Here is a 19,392-nt window from a genome sequence, read left to right on the forward strand (position 1 = left end):
GCGGACTACTGCTTCTATGCCGCGGCGGGGCTTGGGTTTAAGGCCGGCTCCCCGTCGCGGGGTTAGTTGTGCCGGCCTACAAGAAAAGTCCGAATTAGAAAGGCCCACAACATGTCTCCTTCCGACGCTTTTATTTCCGCTCCTTCTGTAATCTCCACTCCTGCTGGCGAGATTCCGGAAGGGCAGCCTGCTTGGAATAAGCAGCGCAACTCCCAGATGGCAACCAACCGCTACCTGCCTTACGACCAGGAAGTTCAGGACTTCCAGCTGAAGGACCGCACCTGGCCGGACAAGCGCATTACCAAGGCACCGGTTTGGTGTGCCGTCGACCTGCGCGACGGCAACCAGGCACTGATTGATCCGATGAGCCCGGAGCGCAAGCGCCGCATGTTCGAGCTGCTGGTCCAGATGGGATACAAGGAAATTGAGGTCGGATTCCCGTCCGCTTCCCAGACTGACTACAACTTCGTGCGCGAGATCATTGAGAAGAACATGATCCCGGACGATGTCACCATCCAGGTTCTGGTTCAGGCTCGCGAGCACCTGATCCGCCGCACCTTCGAGGCATGTGCCGGCGCAAAGAACGTCATCGTTCACTTCTACAACTCCACCTCGATCCTGCAGCGCGATGTTGTGTTCCGTAAGGACAAGGACGCAATCAAGAAGATTGCCACCGACGCCGCGGAGCTGATTAAGACCATCGCGAAGGACTACCCGGACACCAACTGGCGCTGGGAGTACTCGCCGGAGTCCTACACCGGCACCGAGGTTGAGTACGCCAAGGAAGTTGTCGACGCCGTGGTTGATGTCATCGACCCGACTCCGGACAACCCAATCATCATCAACCTGCCGTCGACCGTGGAGATGATCACTCCGAACGTCTACGCAGACTCCATCGAGTGGATGCACCGCAACCTCAACCGCCGCGACTCCATCATTCTGTCGCTGCACCCGCACAACGACCGCGGCACCGGCATCGCCACCGCTGAGCTCGGCTACATGGCCGGCGCTGACCGCATCGAGGGCTGCCTCTTCGGCAACGGCGAGCGCACCGGTAACGTCTGCCTGGTCACCCTGGGCCTGAACATGCTGACCCAGGGAGTCGACCCGCAAATCGACTTTTCCGACATCGATATGATCCGCCGCACCGTCGAGTACTGCAACCAGCTGCGCGTTCCGGAGCGCCACCCGTACGGCGGCGACCTGGTCTTCACCGCTTTCTCCGGTTCCCACCAGGACGCCGTGAACAAGGGCCTCGACGCAATGGCAGACAAGGTCCGCCCGGGCGCTGCCGTCAAGGAGCTTTCCGACGAGGACCTGCGCGCGGTGACCTGGGAAGTTCCTTACCTGCCCATCGACCCGAAGGACGTCGGTCGTTCTTACGAGGCCGTTATTCGCGTGAACTCCCAGTCCGGCAAGGGCGGCGTGGCCTACATCATGAAGACGGACCACGGCATGAACCTGCCGCGCTCCATGCAGGTCGAGTTCTCCTCCGTCGTGCAGGCAGTCACCGACGCCGAGGGCGGCGAGGTCAACTCCAAGGCGATTTGGGACATCTTCGCAGGTGAGTACCTGGACCGCGAGGCTCCACTCGAGCAGATTGCCCTGACTGTCGATGCCCCTCAGAACGAGTCGGACGCCACCAAGATCAAGGCTCACATCGTCTACGAGGGCAAGGAGCAGACCGTTGAGGGTGTCGGCAACGGCCCGCTGGCCGCTTACGCCAACGCCCTGGAGAAGCTCGGCATCAACGTCGAGGTTCAGGAATACGTCCAGCACGCTCGCACCGCAGGTGACGATGCCGAGGCTGCGGCCTACGTCCTCGCAGATGTCAACGGCACCAAGGTCTGGGGCTCCGGCATCGCTGGTTCCATCACCTACGCATCGCTGAAGGCAGTCACCAGCGCGGTCAACCGCGCACTGGCTTAAACTCCACATAGTTACTGACTAGGTTTATGACACTTTCGTGGCAAAATTTGTGCTCAAAGTGTCATAAACCTAGTCACTTTCTTTTTGGGGCAAACTATCCAGCGGTCCCTCGGCCCCACTACCCAATTACCCAACTACCCAATCAACGGGCCAGCATTGCGCACATCCGCACGGAAAGTCACCCCACCTGCGGCTACCACGCGTTCGCGCTCGATGAGGATTGAACGGAGCGTCGATAAGCGAACTGCGTGCAATTCCACCTCTTTCCACACCACCCGCGCGACATCCAGCCCCGTTGCGCGCAGCGAACGCTCGCGGTAGGTCTCCCGCGTGAGCAGCTCGGACTGAGCCGCAGGCGTCGGCGCGACCTCGCTTGCCGAATACTTGATGTGGCCATCGAACTCCACGACAAGCAGCAGGTCAGGGATATAAAAATCCACGCGGGCGAGAAAGTGCGGCGGATCGTGGCTGGTGCCGCGAGTCCAGATTTCGGCTTGCTCGTGGAACTTCAGTCCGAGCTCGAGAAGAGCGGCTTTAGTCAGCGCCTCACCGGCCGTTTCGCAGCGACCGTGACAGACCGCGAGCGCACGGTGAAACAGCTCTTGACCCCGCACGCTGGGATAATGCACCGGGAGCTCCTCAAGCTGATCGCGCGTGGCGCCATGCCGCAGCGCACCTTCGACAGCCAACACCGCCGCCCGCCACGACACGGACTCCGGCCCCTTCTGCCTGAACCGGACGCGACACTCATCGAAGGCCGCACGCGCGAGCACCGCGACCCGCCGGTCCGCGAGCCCCTGCGTGTGATCCAGATGGATCTCCGAGCGCAGGCGCATGCAATAGTCGATGCCGTGGAACTCCTGACTCCCGCCCACGACCACAATCTTCGCATCGCGCACCAGCACCCACGAACCGTGCAAGGCCAGCGCTGCAGCTCCCGAAATAACGCCTGACGACGTCTCGGAGACCACCGCCAAAGCAGTAATAGCCAGGCGTTTCTCGCGGTGGAGCCCCTCCCAGGCGTGCGCGACTACATAGTGACCTCGGCAAAGCCGCTCCAGATAACCGGCCCGCGCTTGCCTTGCGACCTCGCGGTATCCATTCCCCGGCTGGTCATCTGGCCTAATGATTCCAAACTGGTCCGCCACCAGTTGCTTGCGTTTCTTGTTGACCATTTCTCCCCCGCCCCGTGGTTGTTGTCCTGTGGCTGTTGCCCCGTGGTAGTTATTTCGTCCCTATTTTTGTGGCACTGTTTTGTGGCTCTATTTGTGGCGCTATTTGTGGCCTTGGCTTGTGGCACTGTTTTGTGGCCCCTATTTAATAAGGCGCGGAAATTGCCCTCGCGGTTCCATTCCTTTTCGGCTGAGCACCCAGTCGGGGGAAAAACTATTGGGGCTTGCGTGGTTTTTGTAGTTTGCGTGGTTTACGGGACCCGTGTGACCGTGCCCCACGGTCCTTCTGAGCTTGAGGCCGAGCTAGTGCCCAAGTTACTGACTAGGTTTATGACACTTTCGTGGCAAAATTTGTGCTCAAAGTGTCATAAACCTAGTCACTTTCTCCGCGGGTGAGCGCACCCGCTAGTCTTGAGGCATGACTGAATCGGCGCGCGAGGAGCGCAAAGCGACTGGGACCTCTTCTCAGACGAAGAGGCGGCGGCGGAATCGTCGCCGTTCTCAACGCGCGTCGGCAGCGGGCGCGAAAACACCACCAACAGCACCGGCTTCCACCACAACGGACGCAGCCACGACCAACGCAGCTACGCCGGCCTCAACCACCACCGACGCGGCCACGACCAGCGCGGCTATTACCGGCGCAATCGCAACCGGCGCGAGTACCGCTGGCACACCGGCCACAGCCACACCCACACCGGCCACAGCCGAGACCGCCGCAACAAAGGCCGCTGACGAGCACAAGCAGTTCTCGTCGGCGGAGGAAGCTCCTTACGCAATCGTGTCCATCCAGGCCACGGGCATCCACCCCAAGACGTCTCGGCTGGTCAGTCTGGGAGTATCCACCGCCGACAGCAGCGGCAACATCGTGGACACCTGGCATGTCGTCATCAATCCCACCGAAGATCCCGGCCCGACACACCTCCACGGCCTCGAGCCCGCGGACTTCGAGGGGGCACCGAAATTCGGGGTGATCCAGGCCAAGCTCGCGCACGCGCTCGATGGGCGCACGTTGGTTGCTCATAATGCGCCGCTGGTCTGGGGTTTTATAGTTGCCGAGGCCAAGAGGGCCCGTCGTCAAGCGAATCGTGAGCGATCCGCGCGGAATAAGCGGGGGCGTCGTCGTACGCGCACTCGCGTCGCGAGAATTCCGGCGCCCGCACGGATTGCCGATACGTTGGAAACGGCGCGCCGCCAGGGCAAACGGCTTGACGACGCACGCCTGCGCGCCGTCGCGCGCGCCTATGGCCTCGATGTGCCTTCGCCCGAGGCATCGATTGCTGGCATCTCGGTGCCGGAGCGAGTGCGGACGTTGGATGACGTCACCACCACGCTTGCGCTGTTCCGCGCACAGGGCGGGCTCGATGCGGGCGCAACCGTGAACATGTACACGCCCGACCAGCTGCGCGAAGACATTGTGGGCCTGCAGCGCTCGGCAGTGCGTGTCGACGCGATGGAGGCGCCGCGCCCCGTGGAGAACCCCGGCCGCTATACGCCGGGGCGGAAGCTCGCGGAGGGCATGGAGTTCGTCGTGGCGCCAGAGGTGTCGCTGGACCCGGATGAGCTGATTGAGGCGGGAGTGCGGGCTGGGCTGGCCTACTCGGAGAAGGTCACGCGAGAGTCATCGGTGCTGGTGTGTAACCGACCTGCGGATGTGACTCCGGATCAACTGACGGGCAAGGCCATGCATGCCCACCGGAAGGACATTCCGATCGTTTCCGATGAGGCATTCTTGCGACTGGTCGGAGAGATGTCGCCGGCCGCTGTGAAGGACGAGGCTAACGGCTGACTCGGTGGCTGCTCATTGGGTAATTGCAGTGGCACTGGGGCAACGGGCCTGCCGGATAGTCATCTTGTGGAGTCTAGTTTGCAGGCGTTAAGCCCCAGGACCGCGCTGATTCTGTGACGGTTGGAAGCGACAACCTTATAGATAAAGCTCCACAGTTTTGTCAGTGGCGGGAAGAGCAGGAATGTGCCCGCACATCGGAATAGTGCCTTGGTGCCGCCCTCACGCAAGGCGATACCTATCGCCTCGTGGCCGTACCGAAATTCTCGGCCGCTCTTAGCACCAGGTTCACCGACTGCTGCTTCGGCTGGGATTGTGGCGACCGCCGGGGTTGGAAGCATGGCGACCGCCTCAGCTGAGATGTGTTGACGAACTTCCTCTGGCAAGGACTGGTCTTCGGGACTAGCACCAATCATGCGGACACCACTGAGTTTGGCCAGAAGGGTCACGCTTGCCTCGCAGAACCCACAATCGCGGTCGTAGTAGAAAGTGATGTCAGGGTTCATCATTTTTCGGCGGCCTTTTTATACAGACTCTTGCCATTAAGTTTGGTGTGCTCAAAATTGACTAGGACATCAAATTTCTGGAGGTCTTCCCAAATTTCCTTGGCTTGCCCGCGCGACCCAATAGAGCCCGACTTCACGCATTGCAGTAGCACGTGCTCGGTATTGAAAATGTATCCAGCTTCTTGCTTCCGCGCTAGCTCACAGGCATCACCATCATCCATGATGAGCGCAGTGGCTACGCCCTTACCCTGATCTTTCGCATAAAGACAATGGGCGATAGCGATGTACTCTCCCAGGTGTTTAGCTTTGCCCCCTTGAAAGGTATAGCCAGGACCAGAATAGAGGCGAACATAGGGATAAAGTTTTTTGTGGTCATCGTCGAGAACTTCGACATTCGGGTGCCCCAGAAACCAATCCCAGTGTCTCTTTCCGCAGTTGAAGCGCCGTTTATCCAATTTGCGTTCGACTTCATTTTTGACTGCTCCTGGAATGCTGATGGTCTTCTTGCCTGCGAAGTCGAGCAAATACTGGTGATTCTTCGAACATACGAAATTAAGAAGTACGCTTGTATCAGCTATTAGGAGGTAACCAGCCATCGTTTATTGGGCGCTTTCTAAACTATCGGGACCATCGCCGAAGAAAGCGTCTAGTTCCGCGAAGGGATCTGCTTCCGTGTCAGCCGCATCCTGATTCTGCACATTCGCATCATGCCTCAATGGCGGTAACTGTGACTGCGATGCACTTATCAGCTCCTTCACCTCATCGACACTGCTCATTTCAGCAAAAGCAATGCTGGGAAGGTCGACTATCCCCTGTTCGTAAGCGCGATATACGTCTTTCACCAACCGCGCTGATGGTTGCACTAGTTCGGAGACCTTTACCGCGCGGTCATAGTCAGCTTTCCAGCCATACCGGGCAGCCAGCGTGGGAGCTGATACACCTTTCAGTTCTTCCGATTGCCCTTCGCTAATGAGGTCTGCGCGCCTCATCTGAATAAGTGCGACTCGCGGCGAAATTTGATACTTGCGAACGACATGGGACAACGCAGCAAGGACGTCACCTCCACCGATAAGCTCGCCGAGGTTCTGGTCTGTTTTCAACCCATCAGTTGGGCAGAGCACATTACGAGCGAAGGCATCAGCACGAACTTCCTGATAATCACGCTTGCCACAGGCGTATATTCCAGGCTCAGAGTGCTCATCATCTGCAACGATTTTCGAGGACTCGAAATCATTGGAAACAAAATGCCCAATTTCATGCGCAACGGTAAACCGCTGACGGTAAGGAACGGATGACTTCGCAATTCCAATGACTGTCGCTCCCGTCACGGGGTCACGCAAAGCAAGTGCATCAACATTGGCTGGTAAATCCAGAATCATAAAATCTGCATTAACCAACTGCATAAAGCCAGCGATGTCGGCGATTGGATCATTTCCTAGGGTGTGCTTCTTGCGGAACTCTATAGCAAGGTCGAGCCCCTCCTTGCTCGCACTGCACATGGGGAACCCTCCTTAATTTTGAGTTAGCAGCACTCGAAGCTGCAGGTAAGGCAAAAGCATCTCCCGCGCTCCCTTAACACTCGCGCCATCCTGTGAAGTGCGGGCCACGGCCTGCACACGCTGGCTGACCGGGTTTTCCTCCACAAGTTCATCCAACGGCACGCCAAGAGCCCACGCAAGCGCCATAACCTGCTCAAGTGAGTAAGTCGCCTTGCCATTTTCCAGGCGACTGACTGCAGATTGCGACACCACACCATCGGTGGCGTCAGCCAAATCACGTGTGGTCATGCCACGATTTGTGCGCAACTGATGCAAGCGCGCGCCGAAGAAGTTGCTTTCTGTATTAGCCATACCTCTTCCCCCTTATCTGCTAGTGGACAGTATAGGGCAACACATGAATCAAAACAATAATTCTTTGATTCAGTGCTTGAATTCGATTCCTCAAATACGCTTTCTCACCTCGGTAATCTCCTTCCTCTCTTCCGCCGCATGACCGCCTAATCCCCGAAGATCAACATGATCGCAATCACCTCAAAGTTCAGATTTCAAGGCTCCGCAGGGAGACCTCCCACAAATCCCATCAGGCCTCACAGGCCTGCTTCTTAGGCCTAGCCCTTTCGTGCGCGTAATATTTACACACATGACAAATGGCACCTCTCCGCAATCGCATTCCGCTGATAGCGCGGATGCCAGCCCGCACGGTACTGCTTCGAGTGGCTCCCGCGACTCGAATAGTTCTCGTGGCCTGCGCGGCACCGGCGCCCGCCTGCGCGCCGGCCTCGCCACATCCGCCGCTCACGCCGCCACCTGGGCCTCCCGGAAGTCCGGTCGCGGCGCGGGTGGCATGATTGGTGGCCTAATTGCGCAGAAGATTGACCCGCGCATTCTGGCTTCCCTCGGCAAGGGACGCCCGGCCGCGATCATCACTGGCACCAACGGCAAGTCCACCACCACCCGTATGTTCGCGGCCGCCATGCGCGCCGCTGGCCACAACGTGGCCACCAACGAAGGCGGCGACAACATGGACGCGGGTATTATCTCCGCGCTGCTCGCCACTCCCGATGCGGACAGCCTGGTCCTGGAGGTCGATGAGCTACACGTCCCGCACATCGCAGAGGATCTGAAACCGCAGGTCCTGGTGCTGCTGAACCTTTCCCGCGACCAGCTCGACCGCGTCGGCGAGATCAACAAGATTGAGGCCACACTCCGTGCTGCGGTGGATGCGAACCCGCAGGCGACGGTCATCGCCAACTGCGACGACCCACTCATCGCGTCGGCTGCCTGGGACGCCAAGAAGGTTATTTGGGTCTCCGCGGGCGGTGGCTGGACCAACGATGCCACCTCTTCCCCGCGTACCGGCGGCCCCATCATCCAGGACGGCCACAACTGGTACGCCGTGAAGCCACTCCCGGACGGCTCGGAGTTCAAGCGGCCAGAGCCGGACTACCGCATCACTGCGGAGGGAGTCATCACGCCGGCCGGCGACACCCTGCCGATGAACCTCACGCTGCCGGGCAACGCCAACCGCGGCAACGCCACCTTGGCAATCGCGGGCGCTGTCGATATGGGCGCGGACCTGGAGAAATCCCTCCGGGCCACCGAGACCGTCGACAACGTTGCAGGCCGCTACTCCACCATGGTTGTGCGGGATGACAAGGGCGCCGAGAAGCACGTGCGCATGCTGCTGGCCAAGAACCCAGCCGGCTGGCAAGAGGCGCTGTCCATGGTCGATCGCACTGCGGATGCAGTGGTCATCGCGGTCAACGGTCACGTCGCCGACGGCGAGGACCTGTCCTGGCTATGGGATGTCCGCTTCGAAGACTTCGACGGCATGGATGTGTTATCCGCGGGCGAACGCGGAACTGACCTCGCGGTGCGGTTGCTGTATGCGGGCATTGATGCGAGGTTGGTCGCAAATCCGCTGCAGGCGATCCGGTCGTGTGAGGCGCGGGGGTCGTCGTCAAGCGTCACCCGAGTTGAGGTGCTGGCGAACTACACCGCCTTCCGCGATCTGAAGCGCGACATCGAACGAGCACAGGAGGAAAAGTAAATGAGCGAGCTGTCTATCGGTCTGATCCTCCCGGACGTGCTGGGCACCTACGGCGATGATGGAAATGCGCTGGTGCTGCGACAACGCGCGCGGATGCGTGGGATTGACGCCGAGATCGTCCCGATCAAGCTGGGCGATTCCGTCCCCACCAACCTGGACATTTACACCGTCGGCGGCGGCGAGGACGTCGCGCAGACCATCGCGGTGGAGCACCTGATCAACGACGGCGGTATTAAGAAGGCAGCCGATGCCGGCAAGCAGATCCTCGCGATTTGCGCGGGCTTCCAGATTTTCGGAAATTCTTTCCGCGCGGGCGGACGCGATGTCGCAGGTCTCGGTCTTGTCGACTGCACCACCGATTCGCTGCCCACGCGCGCAATCGGCGAAATCTGCACGCTCATCGATCCCACGAACGGTTTGCTTGACGACGTCGACGCCAGCCCGCTGACTGGCTTCGAAAACCACATGGGTCGCACGACCTTGGGTACCGATGCGAAGCCGCTTGGTCGGGTTGTCCGTGGCGTGGGCAACTCTGGCCCGGAAGTGGAGCAGGCGGACTCCGGGATTGCTCCGGGAGTAGACGTTGCTGCACTTAACCCCGCCGGTGGCGTCGAGGGCGCGGTGCAGGGCTCGATTATCTGTACCTACCTGCACGGACCTGTGTTGGCTCGCAATCCGCAGCTGGCTGATCTTTTGCTGGCCCGCGCGACCGACCAGGACCTGTCGAGCCTGGCTCCTCTGGACCTTGAGGTCGTGGATAAGCTGCGCGAAGAGCGCATCCTGTCCAAGCCGCGTCCGAAGAGCGAGCGCTAGTTTTTGTGGTTTCGCGCGACCGGCCGAGCTGACTGGTCAGCGGCCGGTTGGCGGGCCTAGACCTTCAGCCGGCCCGTCAGCGCGCGGGACAAGGTGAGTTCATCGACGAACTCCAAGTCACCGCCGAGCGGCATGCCGGAGGCCAACCGAGTGACCTCGAGATCCGGGAAGTCCCGGAGCAGCCGGGCCAAATAGGTCGCGGTTGCTTCGCCCTCGGTGTTGGGGTCAGTCGCGATGATGACCTCGTGGATTTCGGGGGGCTCGGTCTCGTCGACGTCGTCAAGCACGCCGGCGATACGTTGCAGCAGCGTGCGGATATTGAGCTCGTTCGGACCGATGCCGCCGAGCGGATCGAGCGCCCCGCCGAGCACGTGGTAGCGACCGTTGTACTCCCCCGTGCGCTCGATGGCCTGGATATCGCGCGCCTCTTCAACGACGCACACCAGACCACGGTCGCGGCGTGTGTCCGAGCAGTACTGGCACACGTCGCTTTCCGAGATGTTGCCGCAGACCCGGCAGAATTGCACACCCTCGCGCACCCGCCCCAGCGCGGATTGGAGTCGCCCGATGTCCTCCGGCTCCGCCTTCATCAAGTAGAAAGCGATACGCTGAGCTGACTTCGGGCCGATGCCCGGCAGGCGCGAGAACTCATCAATGAGATCTTGGAGTGGTCCCTCGAACAATGATAATTACCTACAATTACTGGTCTGAAAAGCTAATTTAGAAACCGAGGCCACCGAGACCGTCGAAGCCCTGGGACAGCGGGCCCATCTTCTGCTCTGCCAGCGACTGCACCTTAGCGGTAGCGTCCTGGAAAGCAGCGAGGACCAGGTCCTGCAGCCCGTCGACATCCTCCGGGTCTACGACCTTCGGATCAATGGCGATGTCCGTGACCTCGCCCGAGCCCTGCATAGTCACCTTGACCAGACCGCCACCGGCCTCACCGACGATGGTGGAAGCGACGATCTCCTGCTGTGCTGCCTGCAGCTGCGCCTGCATCTGCTGTGCCTGCTGCAGAATTGCGTTCATATCTGGCTGAGTCATAATTAATGTTCCTAACTATTGTGATCTTTACGTGCTGATTTGTAGTTACGCGCACGCTTCTAAGGCTCATCGCCCATGCTTTACGACGCGCATCGCCGCCCCATTCTAACGGCTCTAGCGGTCTTCCAGCGGTTTGGCTCCCAGCTCCTTTTCCAGCATCTCCATGACCACGTCCTTTAGCGAGCGGTGATCGAGAGACCCGACCTCGTTCGCGGCCTCGAAATACTCGGAGGTGTCCTCTTCGTAGTTGTTGTCCTGCGGGGTTTGGGGAACCGGGTTGTAGTTGGTGTTGGCGTTGGAGTTGTAGTTGGACGGGTTGCGCGAACTGTAGCTCTCTGTGCCCTCTGCGCCCTCTGGTGGAGCGAACTCCTCCATCGGCTCTGGTGGCAGCGGGACGCCGCCGAAGCCCGAATCCTGATTGGCCTGGGCCTGGGCGTTTGCCTGTGCATTGGCCTGGGCCGCGCGCAGGAATGACTGCGGCTGATTTGGCTGCTGCGGTTGTTGCTGGGCCGGGTTCGGGTTCGGTTGAGCTGGCTGGCTTGGTTGGCTTGGCTGATGTGGCTGTGCCGGCTGGTCGTGGCCTGCCTGCTGTCCCATCGCAGCACGCTTGGCGGCTTCGATTTTGGCACGGCGCTCAACAACGGATGCGTATGCCGACGACCGCTGCGGGCCTGGCTGCGGCTGCTGTACCTGCTGCTCAGATGTCTCTGGTTGCGCTGGTGCTGCTGGTGTCGGTGCAGGGGCGGTGTCGTTCGGCGAGGACGAACCTCTTGACGACGAATCATCCTCCCCGGAACCACCATTAGTAGCTGTTGAACGCGGTGCGCGCGGGCGCGTACCGACGACACAGTGCACCTGGCCGTTGAAGCCCGTCACCTGCTTCACTGCAGCGGACAGTGCCTGAGCGTAATCAGGCGTATTGAGCCTGGTAGCGAGCGCTCCTGTGCTGTGTCCAATGACGAGCGTGTCGTTTTCGACATCGAGCGGTACCGCCTGCTCGGCCAGCACGCGAATGGGGAACGCATGCTGTCCGTCGACAGCCGCAAGGATGTCCTGCCAGTGCTCGCGGATTTGCTCGATACCGGCGGGTGCAGGTTCGGGCTCCGGCTGTGCTGGTTGCTCCGGCTGTGGGGCCTGAGTTGGCTGTTCAGAGTGAGCTGTCGAGGCAGAGACAACTGGCTCTTCCTCGACAATCGACATCGAGCCGCCTTCCCCCTCACGCTCGCGGGTTTGCTGCTCACGCTCCTGCGCAAGCTGCGCCCGAGTCTGCTGCTCGCTGATGCGGGCATGCTCCGCCATCTTCCGACGGAACTCACGAATCTTCTCCGCCTGAGCTTCTTCCTCGGACATCGGCTGCTCAGCCGGTTCAGACTGCTGCGGTTGTTCGGCCTGCTGAGGCTGTTCAACTGATTCGGCCTGCGTAGGCTGTTCAGGCTGTTCAGGCTGTTCAGCGGTCGCAGTAGGTGCTTCTGGTGCAGGCTGCGGCTCAGTCACCGACTCCTGCGACACCGGTGCCGCTGCCGCTGGTGCAGGCTGCTGCTGAACAGGTTCAGGCTGGGACTGAGGCTGCGACGGTGTCTGCGCTGGCGCTGCCTGCCCAGCACGACTGCCCTGGGTCTGCGCACCCTTCTTACGCTGGGCATTCCGCTGGCGCCATGCCTCACGAGCCGACTGGCCAGACTGCATCGGCGAAGCATCGGCCTCAGCCGCACCCGACCCCGGCCCCGCATCGGAAGACACCGGTGCCGATGCGGGGGTTGCGGCCCCCGAGCCGTCGGCAAGCGCGGGCCTGCCGTGTTCCAACGCCTCTACGCGCTGCAGCAGCGACTCCACGGAGTCTTCGGTGGCGGGCAGGAGCATGCGCGCGCACAGGACCTCGAGCAGCAGACGCGGCGAAGTCACGCCGCGGAAGTGACGCAGGCCGTCAGAGAGCACCTGCGTGAAGCGCGTCAGGGTAGCCGGGGGAATTGTCCCGGACTGCTCCAGGACGCCGGCGATTTGGCTCTCCGGAATCTCTACAAGCCCCTGCTCCAGCGCGTTCGGCACTGCGGACAGCACCAGCAAATCACGCACTCGGCCAAGCAGATCCGAGGCAAACCGAGCCGGATCCTGGCCCGACATAATCACACGCCCGACCACGCTAAACATGGCCGCGCGATCGCCTGCCGCCAGCGCCTCAATCGCATCCGTGATGATTACGCTGTCAGTGACACCGAGAATGGCCGCAGAAGTCTCATAATCCACACCATCGGTGCCGGAACCAGCAATGAGCTGATCCATAACCGACAGCGAGTCACGCGGCGAACCGCCACCGGCCTGGATGACCAGCGGATACACGTCCGGCTCTACCCGCACACCCTCGGCCGTGACCACACGCTCAAGCAGCCCGCGCATATCCGGCGGGGTCAAAAGCCGGAACGGATAGTGGTGTGTACGCGAGCGAATCGTCGGCAGCACACGCTCCGGCTCCGTGGTCGCAAAAATGAAGATGAGATGCTCCGGCGGCTCCTCCACAATCTTCAACAGCGCATTGAAACCCGAGGCGGTAATCATATGCGCCTCGTCAATAATGAAGATGCGGTAGCGCGACTCCGCCGGCTGGAAGATAGCCTTTTCCCGCAGCTCACGCATATCTTCCACACCGTTGTGGGAAGCCGCGTCCAGCTCAATAACGTCCAAATTGCCCGGACCACCCGGCGCCAACGCACGACACGACGCACACTGGCCACACGGTGTCGCCGTCGGCCCCTCCGCACAGTTCAAACTGCGCGCCATAATGCGCGCCGACGAAGTCTTGCCACAGCCACGCGGCCCGGAGAACAAATACGCATGGTTAATGCGGTTGGGACGCCCCTGCGCATCACGAGATTCCAACGCCGCCGACAGCGGGTCAGTTACGTGCCGCTGCCCCACCACTTCGGCGAACGATGCCGGACGATACTTCCTATACAGAGCCACGTGCTCAGCCTACCTTCCACCCCGGACCGGCTAGTTCGAACCCTCCTGGGCAACAACCGACTCGCGGCACCAATCCCGCAGGTCAGCGTCCACTTCGGCCAACTTCTGCATCAGCGCCTGCGGACCCTGCTGCTCATAAAACACCAGCTCCGCATCCGTAATTGGCACCAGCTGCGTCATCGTGGTCATGCGCCCCTGCGGCGACTCCACATCGCCCTCATGCAGGCTGATCTTGCCCGGCATCTCGGACACATTCGGCACCCCGTCGCTCCACACATACGGCACCGTGCACAGCACGTGCGCCACGGTAAAGGCAGTGCTTGACGACGACTCCCCTACCTCGGCCACCTGATCGGCAGCCAGCCGCACCGCATTCGGAATAACACGGCCCGGAATTGGCGACAGGAACTCCGGCTCTTCCTCCACCAGCGCTCCCGCGGCCGCGACCATGGTGGCCACGGGAAAATCAGCGTATGCGACGGAGAAGAGCTCCACGCGGATATCCGTCTTTGCTGCGCCGGTCAGGCCACAGTAGTTGCGGCCCAACTCCACGGTGGCGGCTGCCGTTTCCGGACGACGCTCGTTCGCTTGGCCGTCCGGCCCGTCGTAAAGCGAGAACTCAGCGACCCGAAGCGGAGCCGAATCGTGTTCCTGCCCGTGCCGACCACTGCCCGGCAGCTCCGTCACATACTCGCTGACCTGGGGTTCTCCGGGGAAAAGCCCGGAGATCCAAAACTTCGTCTCTTCGAAGTTCATATAGTCCTATCCCGACCTACCTGGCCTGCTTAACCTACGCAGTCGCCTTCTCAGCGGCGGCGAGCAGCACACAGGTAGCGACGCCATCCATAGCAACCTCGAGCTCCTCCATCGGAGGCAGCGACGGTGCCAGGCGGATATTGCGATTATTCGGATCCTGCTTCAGCGGGAAGGAAGAACCAGAACCGGTCAGCGCAATGCCGGCCTCCTTGGCCAGCTCCACCACGCGACGAGCAGTGCCATCGACCACGTCGAGGTTGATGAAGTAACCGCCGGTCGGCTTCGACCACTCTGCCACGCCGTACTCCGACAGGCGCTCATCCAGAATCTGCAGAACCTTCTCAAACTTCGGAGCCAGCGAACCTGCATGACGACGCATCTGCTCACGCACGCCCTCCGCGTCACCGAAGAACTTGGCGTGAGCCAACTGGTTGACCTTGTTCGGGCCAATGCCGCGGATACCAGCGTGCTTGAGGTAATCCTCCAAGTTGGCGTCCGAGGAAGCGTAGAAAGCAATACCAGCGCCTGCGAAGGTAATCTTCGAGGTCGAGCCGAATGCCCACACGCGGTTCGGGTTACCGGCCTCTTCCGCCCACTTAATGACGTTGTGAATCTCCGGGAACTCATCCGTCAGCGTGTGAACCATGTAGGCGTTATCCCACATCAGACGGAAATCCGGAGCGGCGGTCTCCATTTCAACCAGACGGCGGCAGACCTCAGCGCTGTAGGTCACGCCCGTCGGGTTCGAGAACATCGGGACATTCCACATGCCCTTAATCTGCGGGTCAGAGGCAACCAGCTTCTCCACGACATCCATATCCGGACCGTCTTCGTTCAGCGGCACCTGGATCATCTCAATGCCGAAGTGCTGCGTAATGGAAAAGTGACGGTCATACCCCGGAACCGGGCACAGCCACTTAAGCACCGGCTCCTCGTTCCACGGGCGTTCCGAGTCGACGTTGCCGAACTGCATGGCCCACGAAATCAGGTCAAACTGGATGTTCAGGCTGGAAGCATCCTGTGCCAGGACGTTTTCCACCGGCAGATCCATCAGTTCCGCCCAGATAGCGCGGATATCAGTAATACCCTTGGCGTTGCCGTAATTGCGGACGTCCTCCCCAGAAACCGAAATGTAATCCGGCGCCGGGAGACCCAGCAGGGCATTCGCGAAATCAAGCTGCTCCGACGACGGCTTGCCACGAGTCAAATTCAGTGCGAGGTTACGGGACTTCAGTTCCTCATATGCCTTCGCAAACTCATCCTTGTGTGCCGCCAACTGCTGAACATCAAAGGAATCCACGGCCATGGTGTACGCACCCTCCCAGGTATCGGACATAAGTTAAAACCTGACAAACCTGGCACGGAAAACCTTTTCCCCGCGCCGCATCCGGCTTTGCAACCAAGTGTAAGGCATACCCCGGATTGGGATTTCTACAACTTCCCCGACAGCGCATCCAGACGCTGCTTACTCGGCCCCTCCAAGCCGATAATCTCTACCTCTTTGCCCCGGTCAGCAAACTTGACCCTCACGGAATCTAACGCCGCCACCGTGGAGGCATCCCAAATCTCAGCCTCCGACATATCGATGACAATCCGCTGCGCAGGATCGGTGTAGTCGAATTGGTACACCAGGTCGTTACTGGAGGCGAAGAACAACTGACCCCGCACCTTGTACGTCCGGGAGTGGGCGCTGGGATCGTCGTCAAGCACTTCAATCCTGACCAGATGAGCGACACGGCGCGCGAACATCAGCGACGCCACGACCACACCCGAAATCACGCCGATGGCGAGGTTATCCGTCGCCAGCGTAGCGATGACCGTCACCAGCATCACCGCCGTCTCCGAACGCGGCATCAGGCGCAACGTCCGAGGGGAGATCGAGCGCCAATCGACCGTGTCCACCGACACCACGACCATCACCGCAACCAGCGCCGCCATCGGAATCACTCCAACTGCAGAACTGAGCAGAAGGACCAGAATGAGCAGGAAGACACCGGAAAAGAGCGTCGTCAAGCGAGTGCGTCCCGACGATTCCTTCACACCCACCATCGTCTGACCAATCATCGCGCAGCCAGCGATACCGCCGAAGAAACCGCCCGCGATGTTCGCCACACCCAGCCCCCACGTCTCGCGGGTCTTGTCCGAATGCGTATCCGTGATGTCGTCCACGAGCTTCGCCGTCATCAGCGATTCCATGATGCCGACAATCGCCACGCCCACCGAATACGGCGCAATCAGCTGCAGAGTCTCCCAGGTCAGGGGCACATTCGGGATCAGCAGCTGCGGGAGGGATTCCGGGAGCTCGCCCATATCGCTCACGTTCGGCACGCGCCAATCCGCCACCACCGCAACAAGCGTGACGACGAGCACAGTCACCAGCGGAGCCGGAATCGCGGTGAACACGCGGGGCAGGAACACCATAATCGCAATGCCCAGAGCGACCAGCGGATACACCAACCACGGCACATCGATGAGATGCTCCAGCTGTGCGGTGAAAATGAGGATACCCAGCGCGTTGACAAAGCCAATCATGACCGCGCGCGGAATGAAACGCTGCAGCTTAGCGATACCCAGCGCCGCAAAAGCAATCTGCAACACACCCGCGAGCAGCACCGTTGGAATGAGGTAATCCATCCCGTACGTCCGCGACAACGGCGCGACGACGAGCGCAACCGAACCAGCGGCAGCAGTAATCATGGCCGGGCGGCCACCCGTAAAGGCAATCACGATAGCCATAATCACCGAGCTAAACAGCCCCACCGCCGGGTCCACGCCCGCCAAGATGGAAAACGAAATCACCTCGGGGATTAGCGCGAACGACACCGCCGCGCCGGCCAGCAGCTCGGTGCGCAGGCGCTTCGGTGAAGAAACTGCGAACCGGAAGGAGTCCCACACGCCCATTGGGGCTGGGGTTTCTCGGGTTTCGGGTGGTTCTGGTGTTTCTAGCGGTTCTCGTGTTGTCTGTGGTGGTACTCGCGTGTCGTCTGCATCGCTCATGCACAGTATTCTTCCAGACCAGCGAACGCGACCACTTGTGGCCAAGGTATTCACCTATCGATGCGCTGCAGCGTGGCCATAAGTGAATAGCTCATCGATAGGTGAAATGGCCTGGCCAATATCGCGGGGATAAGTGCCGAAAAAACATCGATAGGTCACAGGAAACCGCCGACAAGTGCCCGAAACCTAGCCATAAGTGCCAGAAGAACGCCGGGGATAAAAAAAGGGGACCCCACGCACCCGTCAGAGCTCGCTGACCCTTGCTGCATTCCTGCCCTGGGGGAGTTCACGAGATGGACGCCACATGGGATCCGTGAAGACAGCCTACTACAGGCCCAGGCAAAAAGTCACACTGCTAGTGCTCGCCGCACCGTTCAGCGAAGAACTGCCACACTAATCAGCGCGCTGCCACCACGGATTCGTCACCAGTTTCGTGACAGCATTCATGACAGCATTCATGACAGTTCCCCGCCTCCCCGCAGCCCCCGGCATATACTGCAAATCCGGGTTAAGTAAAGAAAAGTGTGTCTTTTCCGGGCGTGTTGCGGTTATTTGATCCAGCCTTTTTGGATGCCGAGGTTGTGTTGGTAGCTGGTGTCGATGGCGGTGTCGTATTCTGCTGGTGCACCGATGTCATTGGTAGTGGCTGTGGTGTTGTGGGTGATCAGGTCTGTTGCTGTGGAAAGTGCGTCTTGACCCCATCGTTGGTCCCTGGCGATCTTGACCGGATCGTCAGGGACTTCTGTATGTAGATACAGCCACCAATCCATCACTGTGCGTTGATGCGGTAGTGATAGTCCGCGGTGTCTGCGGGCTAGTTCTTTTATGGGGGCGTTGATGCCACCTTCGAGGCTGTTTGTTGTTGCTGCAAGGTTGTCGGGGTCGATGGTTGTTGGTGGGGGTTGCAGGTAGGTAAACAGCAGGTCTCTGCGGTGCAGAGATAGCAATGATTGATAGGCCGCTCGGACGCGTTGGTGGGTGTAGACCTTGGTGTAGGCGCCGGTAACGGGGTCTTTGATGGTGGTTTTCTCGTTCATCCATTCCCGGTAGGTGTGGTCGAATTCGTGCAGGTGGGCGACCCATGTGGATGCTTGGTCAAGGTCGGTGATGCGAGTGAGTTTCAGGGCTAGGCGGTAGAGGGTTTTGCCGGCATCGGTGCGGGGGTTGCTGGTGGTGTGGCGGCAGACTGTTCGTTGGGCGTGGACGAGGCAGCGTTGGATGCGTGTTGTTGGCCAGCAGTGGTGGATGGCTGATTGGGCACCTTGTCCGCCGTCTGTGACTGCGATTAGTGGTGCGGCAATGGGGCGTAGGAGTTCGGTGTAGGCGGCGGTGGTTTCGTGTCTGGCCCAGGTCCAGTTGATGACGTGGGTTTTACTGGCTGCGATCAGGAGGCATCCGGACTTTAGATAGGTCGCGTCGAGGAAGATTTGGTCATGGATGCGGAATGAGTCGATGGTGGGTGTGGGGATGATCCACCAGCACCATCGGAATCGGTGGTGCATGGTTTGCCTGGTTACGCCATGGTGTGCGGCGAAGGTGGTTAGAGATTGGGTGCCGGTGGCCCATTGGATGAACAAAGCCATGGTGGCGGTGTTTTTGTTGTGGGTTTGGGTGTTGCGGGTAAAGGAGTGTCCGCAGTGGGTGCAGCGCCAACGGGTGGTTGATTTGCTGGTGGTGCCGTTTTTCTTTGTGTTGTTGCCGCATAGTGGGCAGCTGGGGCGGTTGGTGGTCATCCTTTAATCCAACCGGTGTGCGGTTAGCACAAATGTGGCCGGAGGTGCGGGATGGTGTGGGTAATAGCTTTCGGGGAGCTATTCTTTGGTGATTTGTGGTGTGTGGTCTGGGGTTATGGTGGCATGCGGACACACTTTTCTTTACTTAACCC

General features: G+C 60.2%; 16 protein-coding genes and 1 other RNA gene. 4 read left to right on the top strand and 13 right to left on the bottom strand.

Annotation, left to right across the window (positions count from 1 at the left end; all coding sequences use genetic code 11):
* The first annotated feature begins 111 nt into the window (after positions 1-111).
* Complete coding sequence (gene leuA, locus ADM64_RS05680; protein WP_049193461.1) at positions 112-1,929, top strand: 2-isopropylmalate synthase; 1,818 nt, start codon at positions 112-114, stop codon at positions 1,927-1,929.
* A 134-nt stretch (positions 1,930-2,063) separates the two neighbouring features.
* Here the strand turns inward: leuA and ADM64_RS05685 are convergent, their stop codons facing one another.
* Positions 2,064-3,104, bottom strand: coding sequence for a hypothetical protein (locus ADM64_RS05685; protein WP_049193462.1), 1,041 nt, complete (start codon positions 3,102-3,104; stop codon positions 2,064-2,066).
* A gap of 415 nt (positions 3,105-3,519) precedes the next feature.
* Here ADM64_RS05685 and ADM64_RS05690 point away from each other — a divergent pair, with 415 nt between their 5' ends.
* On the top strand, positions 3,520-4,887 hold the full coding sequence (locus tag ADM64_RS05690; RefSeq protein WP_080985619.1) for an exonuclease domain-containing protein: 1,368 nt from the start codon (positions 3,520-3,522) through the stop codon (positions 4,885-4,887).
* 59 nt (positions 4,888-4,946) lie between these two features.
* On the opposite strand, the gene ADM64_RS05695 is transcribed toward ADM64_RS05690, so the two are convergent.
* From ADM64_RS05695 to ADM64_RS05710, 4 genes are all read right to left on the bottom strand, one after another.
* A complete protein-coding gene (locus ADM64_RS05695; protein ID WP_049190150.1) occupies positions 4,947-5,393 on the bottom strand; it encodes a DCC1-like thiol-disulfide oxidoreductase family protein in 447 nt (148 codons plus the stop codon).
* Entirely contained in the window at positions 5,390-5,914 is a 525-nt protein-coding gene (locus ADM64_RS05700; protein ID WP_141737768.1) for a hypothetical protein, read from the bottom strand. The genes ADM64_RS05695 and ADM64_RS05700 overlap by 4 nt, the downstream gene beginning before the upstream one ends.
* A gap of 75 nt (positions 5,915-5,989) precedes the next feature.
* Complete coding sequence (locus ADM64_RS05705) at positions 5,990-6,889, bottom strand: ImmA/IrrE family metallo-endopeptidase (RefSeq protein ID WP_049193463.1); 900 nt, start codon at positions 6,887-6,889, stop codon at positions 5,990-5,992.
* Positions 6,890-6,901: 12 nt separating this feature from the next.
* Positions 6,902-7,240: a helix-turn-helix domain-containing protein gene (locus ADM64_RS05710; protein WP_049190157.1), complete on the bottom strand. Its 339-nt coding sequence runs from the start codon at positions 7,238-7,240 to the stop codon at positions 6,902-6,904.
* Positions 7,241-7,529: 289 nt separating this feature from the next.
* Here ADM64_RS05710 and ADM64_RS05715 point away from each other — a divergent pair, with 289 nt between their 5' ends.
* Together ADM64_RS05715 and ADM64_RS05720 are read left to right on the top strand one after the other, a co-directional pair.
* On the top strand, positions 7,530-8,939 hold the full coding sequence (locus ADM64_RS05715) for a MurT ligase domain-containing protein (RefSeq protein ID WP_224783813.1): 1,410 nt from the start codon (positions 7,530-7,532) through the stop codon (positions 8,937-8,939).
* Positions 8,940-9,752 (top strand): type 1 glutamine amidotransferase, encoded by an 813-nt coding sequence (locus tag ADM64_RS05720; protein WP_049193465.1) that lies wholly within the window; start codon positions 8,940-8,942, stop codon positions 9,750-9,752. It abuts the gene before it with no gap.
* Between the two features lie 56 nt (positions 9,753-9,808).
* Here the strand turns inward: ADM64_RS05720 and recR are convergent, their stop codons facing one another.
* The 8 genes from recR to ADM64_RS05755 all read right to left on the bottom strand — a co-directional run bounded on the left by recR (position 9,809) and on the right by ADM64_RS05755 (position 19,240).
* Positions 9,809-10,435 carry a recombination mediator RecR gene (recR, locus tag ADM64_RS05725; protein WP_038627355.1) on the bottom strand — a complete coding sequence of 209 codons (627 nt, stop codon included), beginning with the start codon at positions 10,433-10,435 and terminating at the stop codon, positions 9,809-9,811.
* A 37-nt stretch (positions 10,436-10,472) separates the two neighbouring features.
* Positions 10,473-10,796 (bottom strand): YbaB/EbfC family nucleoid-associated protein, encoded by a 324-nt coding sequence (locus ADM64_RS05730; RefSeq protein WP_005511884.1) that lies wholly within the window; start codon positions 10,794-10,796, stop codon positions 10,473-10,475.
* Positions 10,797-10,910: 114 nt separating this feature from the next.
* Positions 10,911-13,754, bottom strand: coding sequence for a DNA polymerase III subunit gamma and tau (locus ADM64_RS05735; RefSeq protein ID WP_049193467.1), 2,844 nt, complete (start codon positions 13,752-13,754; stop codon positions 10,911-10,913).
* A 30-nt stretch (positions 13,755-13,784) separates the two neighbouring features.
* The gene (locus tag ADM64_RS05740) at positions 13,785-14,510 is read right to left on the bottom strand and encodes a suppressor of fused domain protein (RefSeq protein WP_049193468.1); all 726 of its coding nucleotides are present in this window, start codon (positions 14,508-14,510) and stop codon (positions 13,785-13,787) included.
* A 34-nt stretch (positions 14,511-14,544) separates the two neighbouring features.
* Positions 14,545-15,816 (bottom strand): aminotransferase class I/II-fold pyridoxal phosphate-dependent enzyme, encoded by a 1,272-nt coding sequence (locus tag ADM64_RS05745; protein WP_193390812.1) that lies wholly within the window; start codon positions 15,814-15,816, stop codon positions 14,545-14,547.
* 125 nt (positions 15,817-15,941) lie between these two features.
* On the bottom strand, positions 15,942-17,411 hold the full coding sequence (locus ADM64_RS05750; protein ID WP_049193472.1) for a SulP family inorganic anion transporter: 1,470 nt from the start codon (positions 17,409-17,411) through the stop codon (positions 15,942-15,944).
* Positions 17,412-17,728: 317 nt separating this feature from the next.
* An RNA gene (gene ffs / locus ADM64_RS10685) (signal recognition particle sRNA small type) lies at positions 17,729-17,823 on the bottom strand.
* Between the two features lie 232 nt (positions 17,824-18,055).
* The gene (locus tag ADM64_RS05755) at positions 18,056-19,240 is read right to left on the bottom strand and encodes an IS256-like element IS3503 family transposase (RefSeq protein ID WP_049193114.1); all 1,185 of its coding nucleotides are present in this window, start codon (positions 19,238-19,240) and stop codon (positions 18,056-18,058) included.
* Between the last annotated feature and the right edge of the window lie 152 nt (positions 19,241-19,392).

This window comes from Corynebacterium sp. 401_CJEI (assembly GCF_001076435.1).
In the GTDB taxonomy this organism is placed as follows: domain Bacteria; phylum Actinomycetota; class Actinomycetes; order Mycobacteriales; family Mycobacteriaceae; genus Corynebacterium; species Corynebacterium jeikeium_D.

What these genes read in the sequence shown, in the direction of transcription:
- ADM64_RS05745 (WP_193390812.1), bottom strand. Translation starts at nt 15,816, where the DNA reads ATGGCCGTGGATTCCTTTGATGTTCAGCAGTTGGCGGCACACAAGGAT.
- ADM64_RS05750 (WP_049193472.1), bottom strand. Translation starts at nt 17,411, where the DNA reads ATGGGCGTGTGGGACTCCTTCCGGTTCGCAGTTTCTTCACCGAAGCGC.
- ADM64_RS05755 (WP_049193114.1), bottom strand. Translation starts at nt 19,240, where the DNA reads ATGACCACCAACCGCCCCAGCTGCCCACTATGCGGCAACAACACAAAG.
- ADM64_RS05715 (WP_224783813.1), top strand. Translation starts at nt 7,530, where the DNA reads ATGACAAATGGCACCTCTCCGCAATCGCATTCCGCTGATAGCGCGGAT.
- ADM64_RS05695 (WP_049190150.1), bottom strand. Translation starts at nt 5,393, where the DNA reads ATGATGAACCCTGACATCACTTTCTACTACGACCGCGATTGTGGGTTC.
- ADM64_RS05705 (WP_049193463.1), bottom strand. Translation starts at nt 6,889, where the DNA reads ATGTGCAGTGCGAGCAAGGAGGGGCTCGACCTTGCTATAGAGTTCCGC.
- leuA (WP_049193461.1), top strand. Translation starts at nt 112, where the DNA reads ATGTCTCCTTCCGACGCTTTTATTTCCGCTCCTTCTGTAATCTCCACT.
- ADM64_RS05730 (WP_005511884.1), bottom strand. Translation starts at nt 10,796, where the DNA reads ATGACTCAGCCAGATATGAACGCAATTCTGCAGCAGGCACAGCAGATG.
- ADM64_RS05720 (WP_049193465.1), top strand. Translation starts at nt 8,940, where the DNA reads ATGAGCGAGCTGTCTATCGGTCTGATCCTCCCGGACGTGCTGGGCACC.
- ADM64_RS05690 (WP_080985619.1), top strand. Translation starts at nt 3,520, where the DNA reads ATGACTGAATCGGCGCGCGAGGAGCGCAAAGCGACTGGGACCTCTTCT.
- ADM64_RS05685 (WP_049193462.1), bottom strand. Translation starts at nt 3,104, where the DNA reads ATGGTCAACAAGAAACGCAAGCAACTGGTGGCGGACCAGTTTGGAATC.
- ADM64_RS05710 (WP_049190157.1), bottom strand. Translation starts at nt 7,240, where the DNA reads ATGGCTAATACAGAAAGCAACTTCTTCGGCGCGCGCTTGCATCAGTTG.
- ADM64_RS05740 (WP_049193468.1), bottom strand. Translation starts at nt 14,510, where the DNA reads ATGAACTTCGAAGAGACGAAGTTTTGGATCTCCGGGCTTTTCCCCGGA.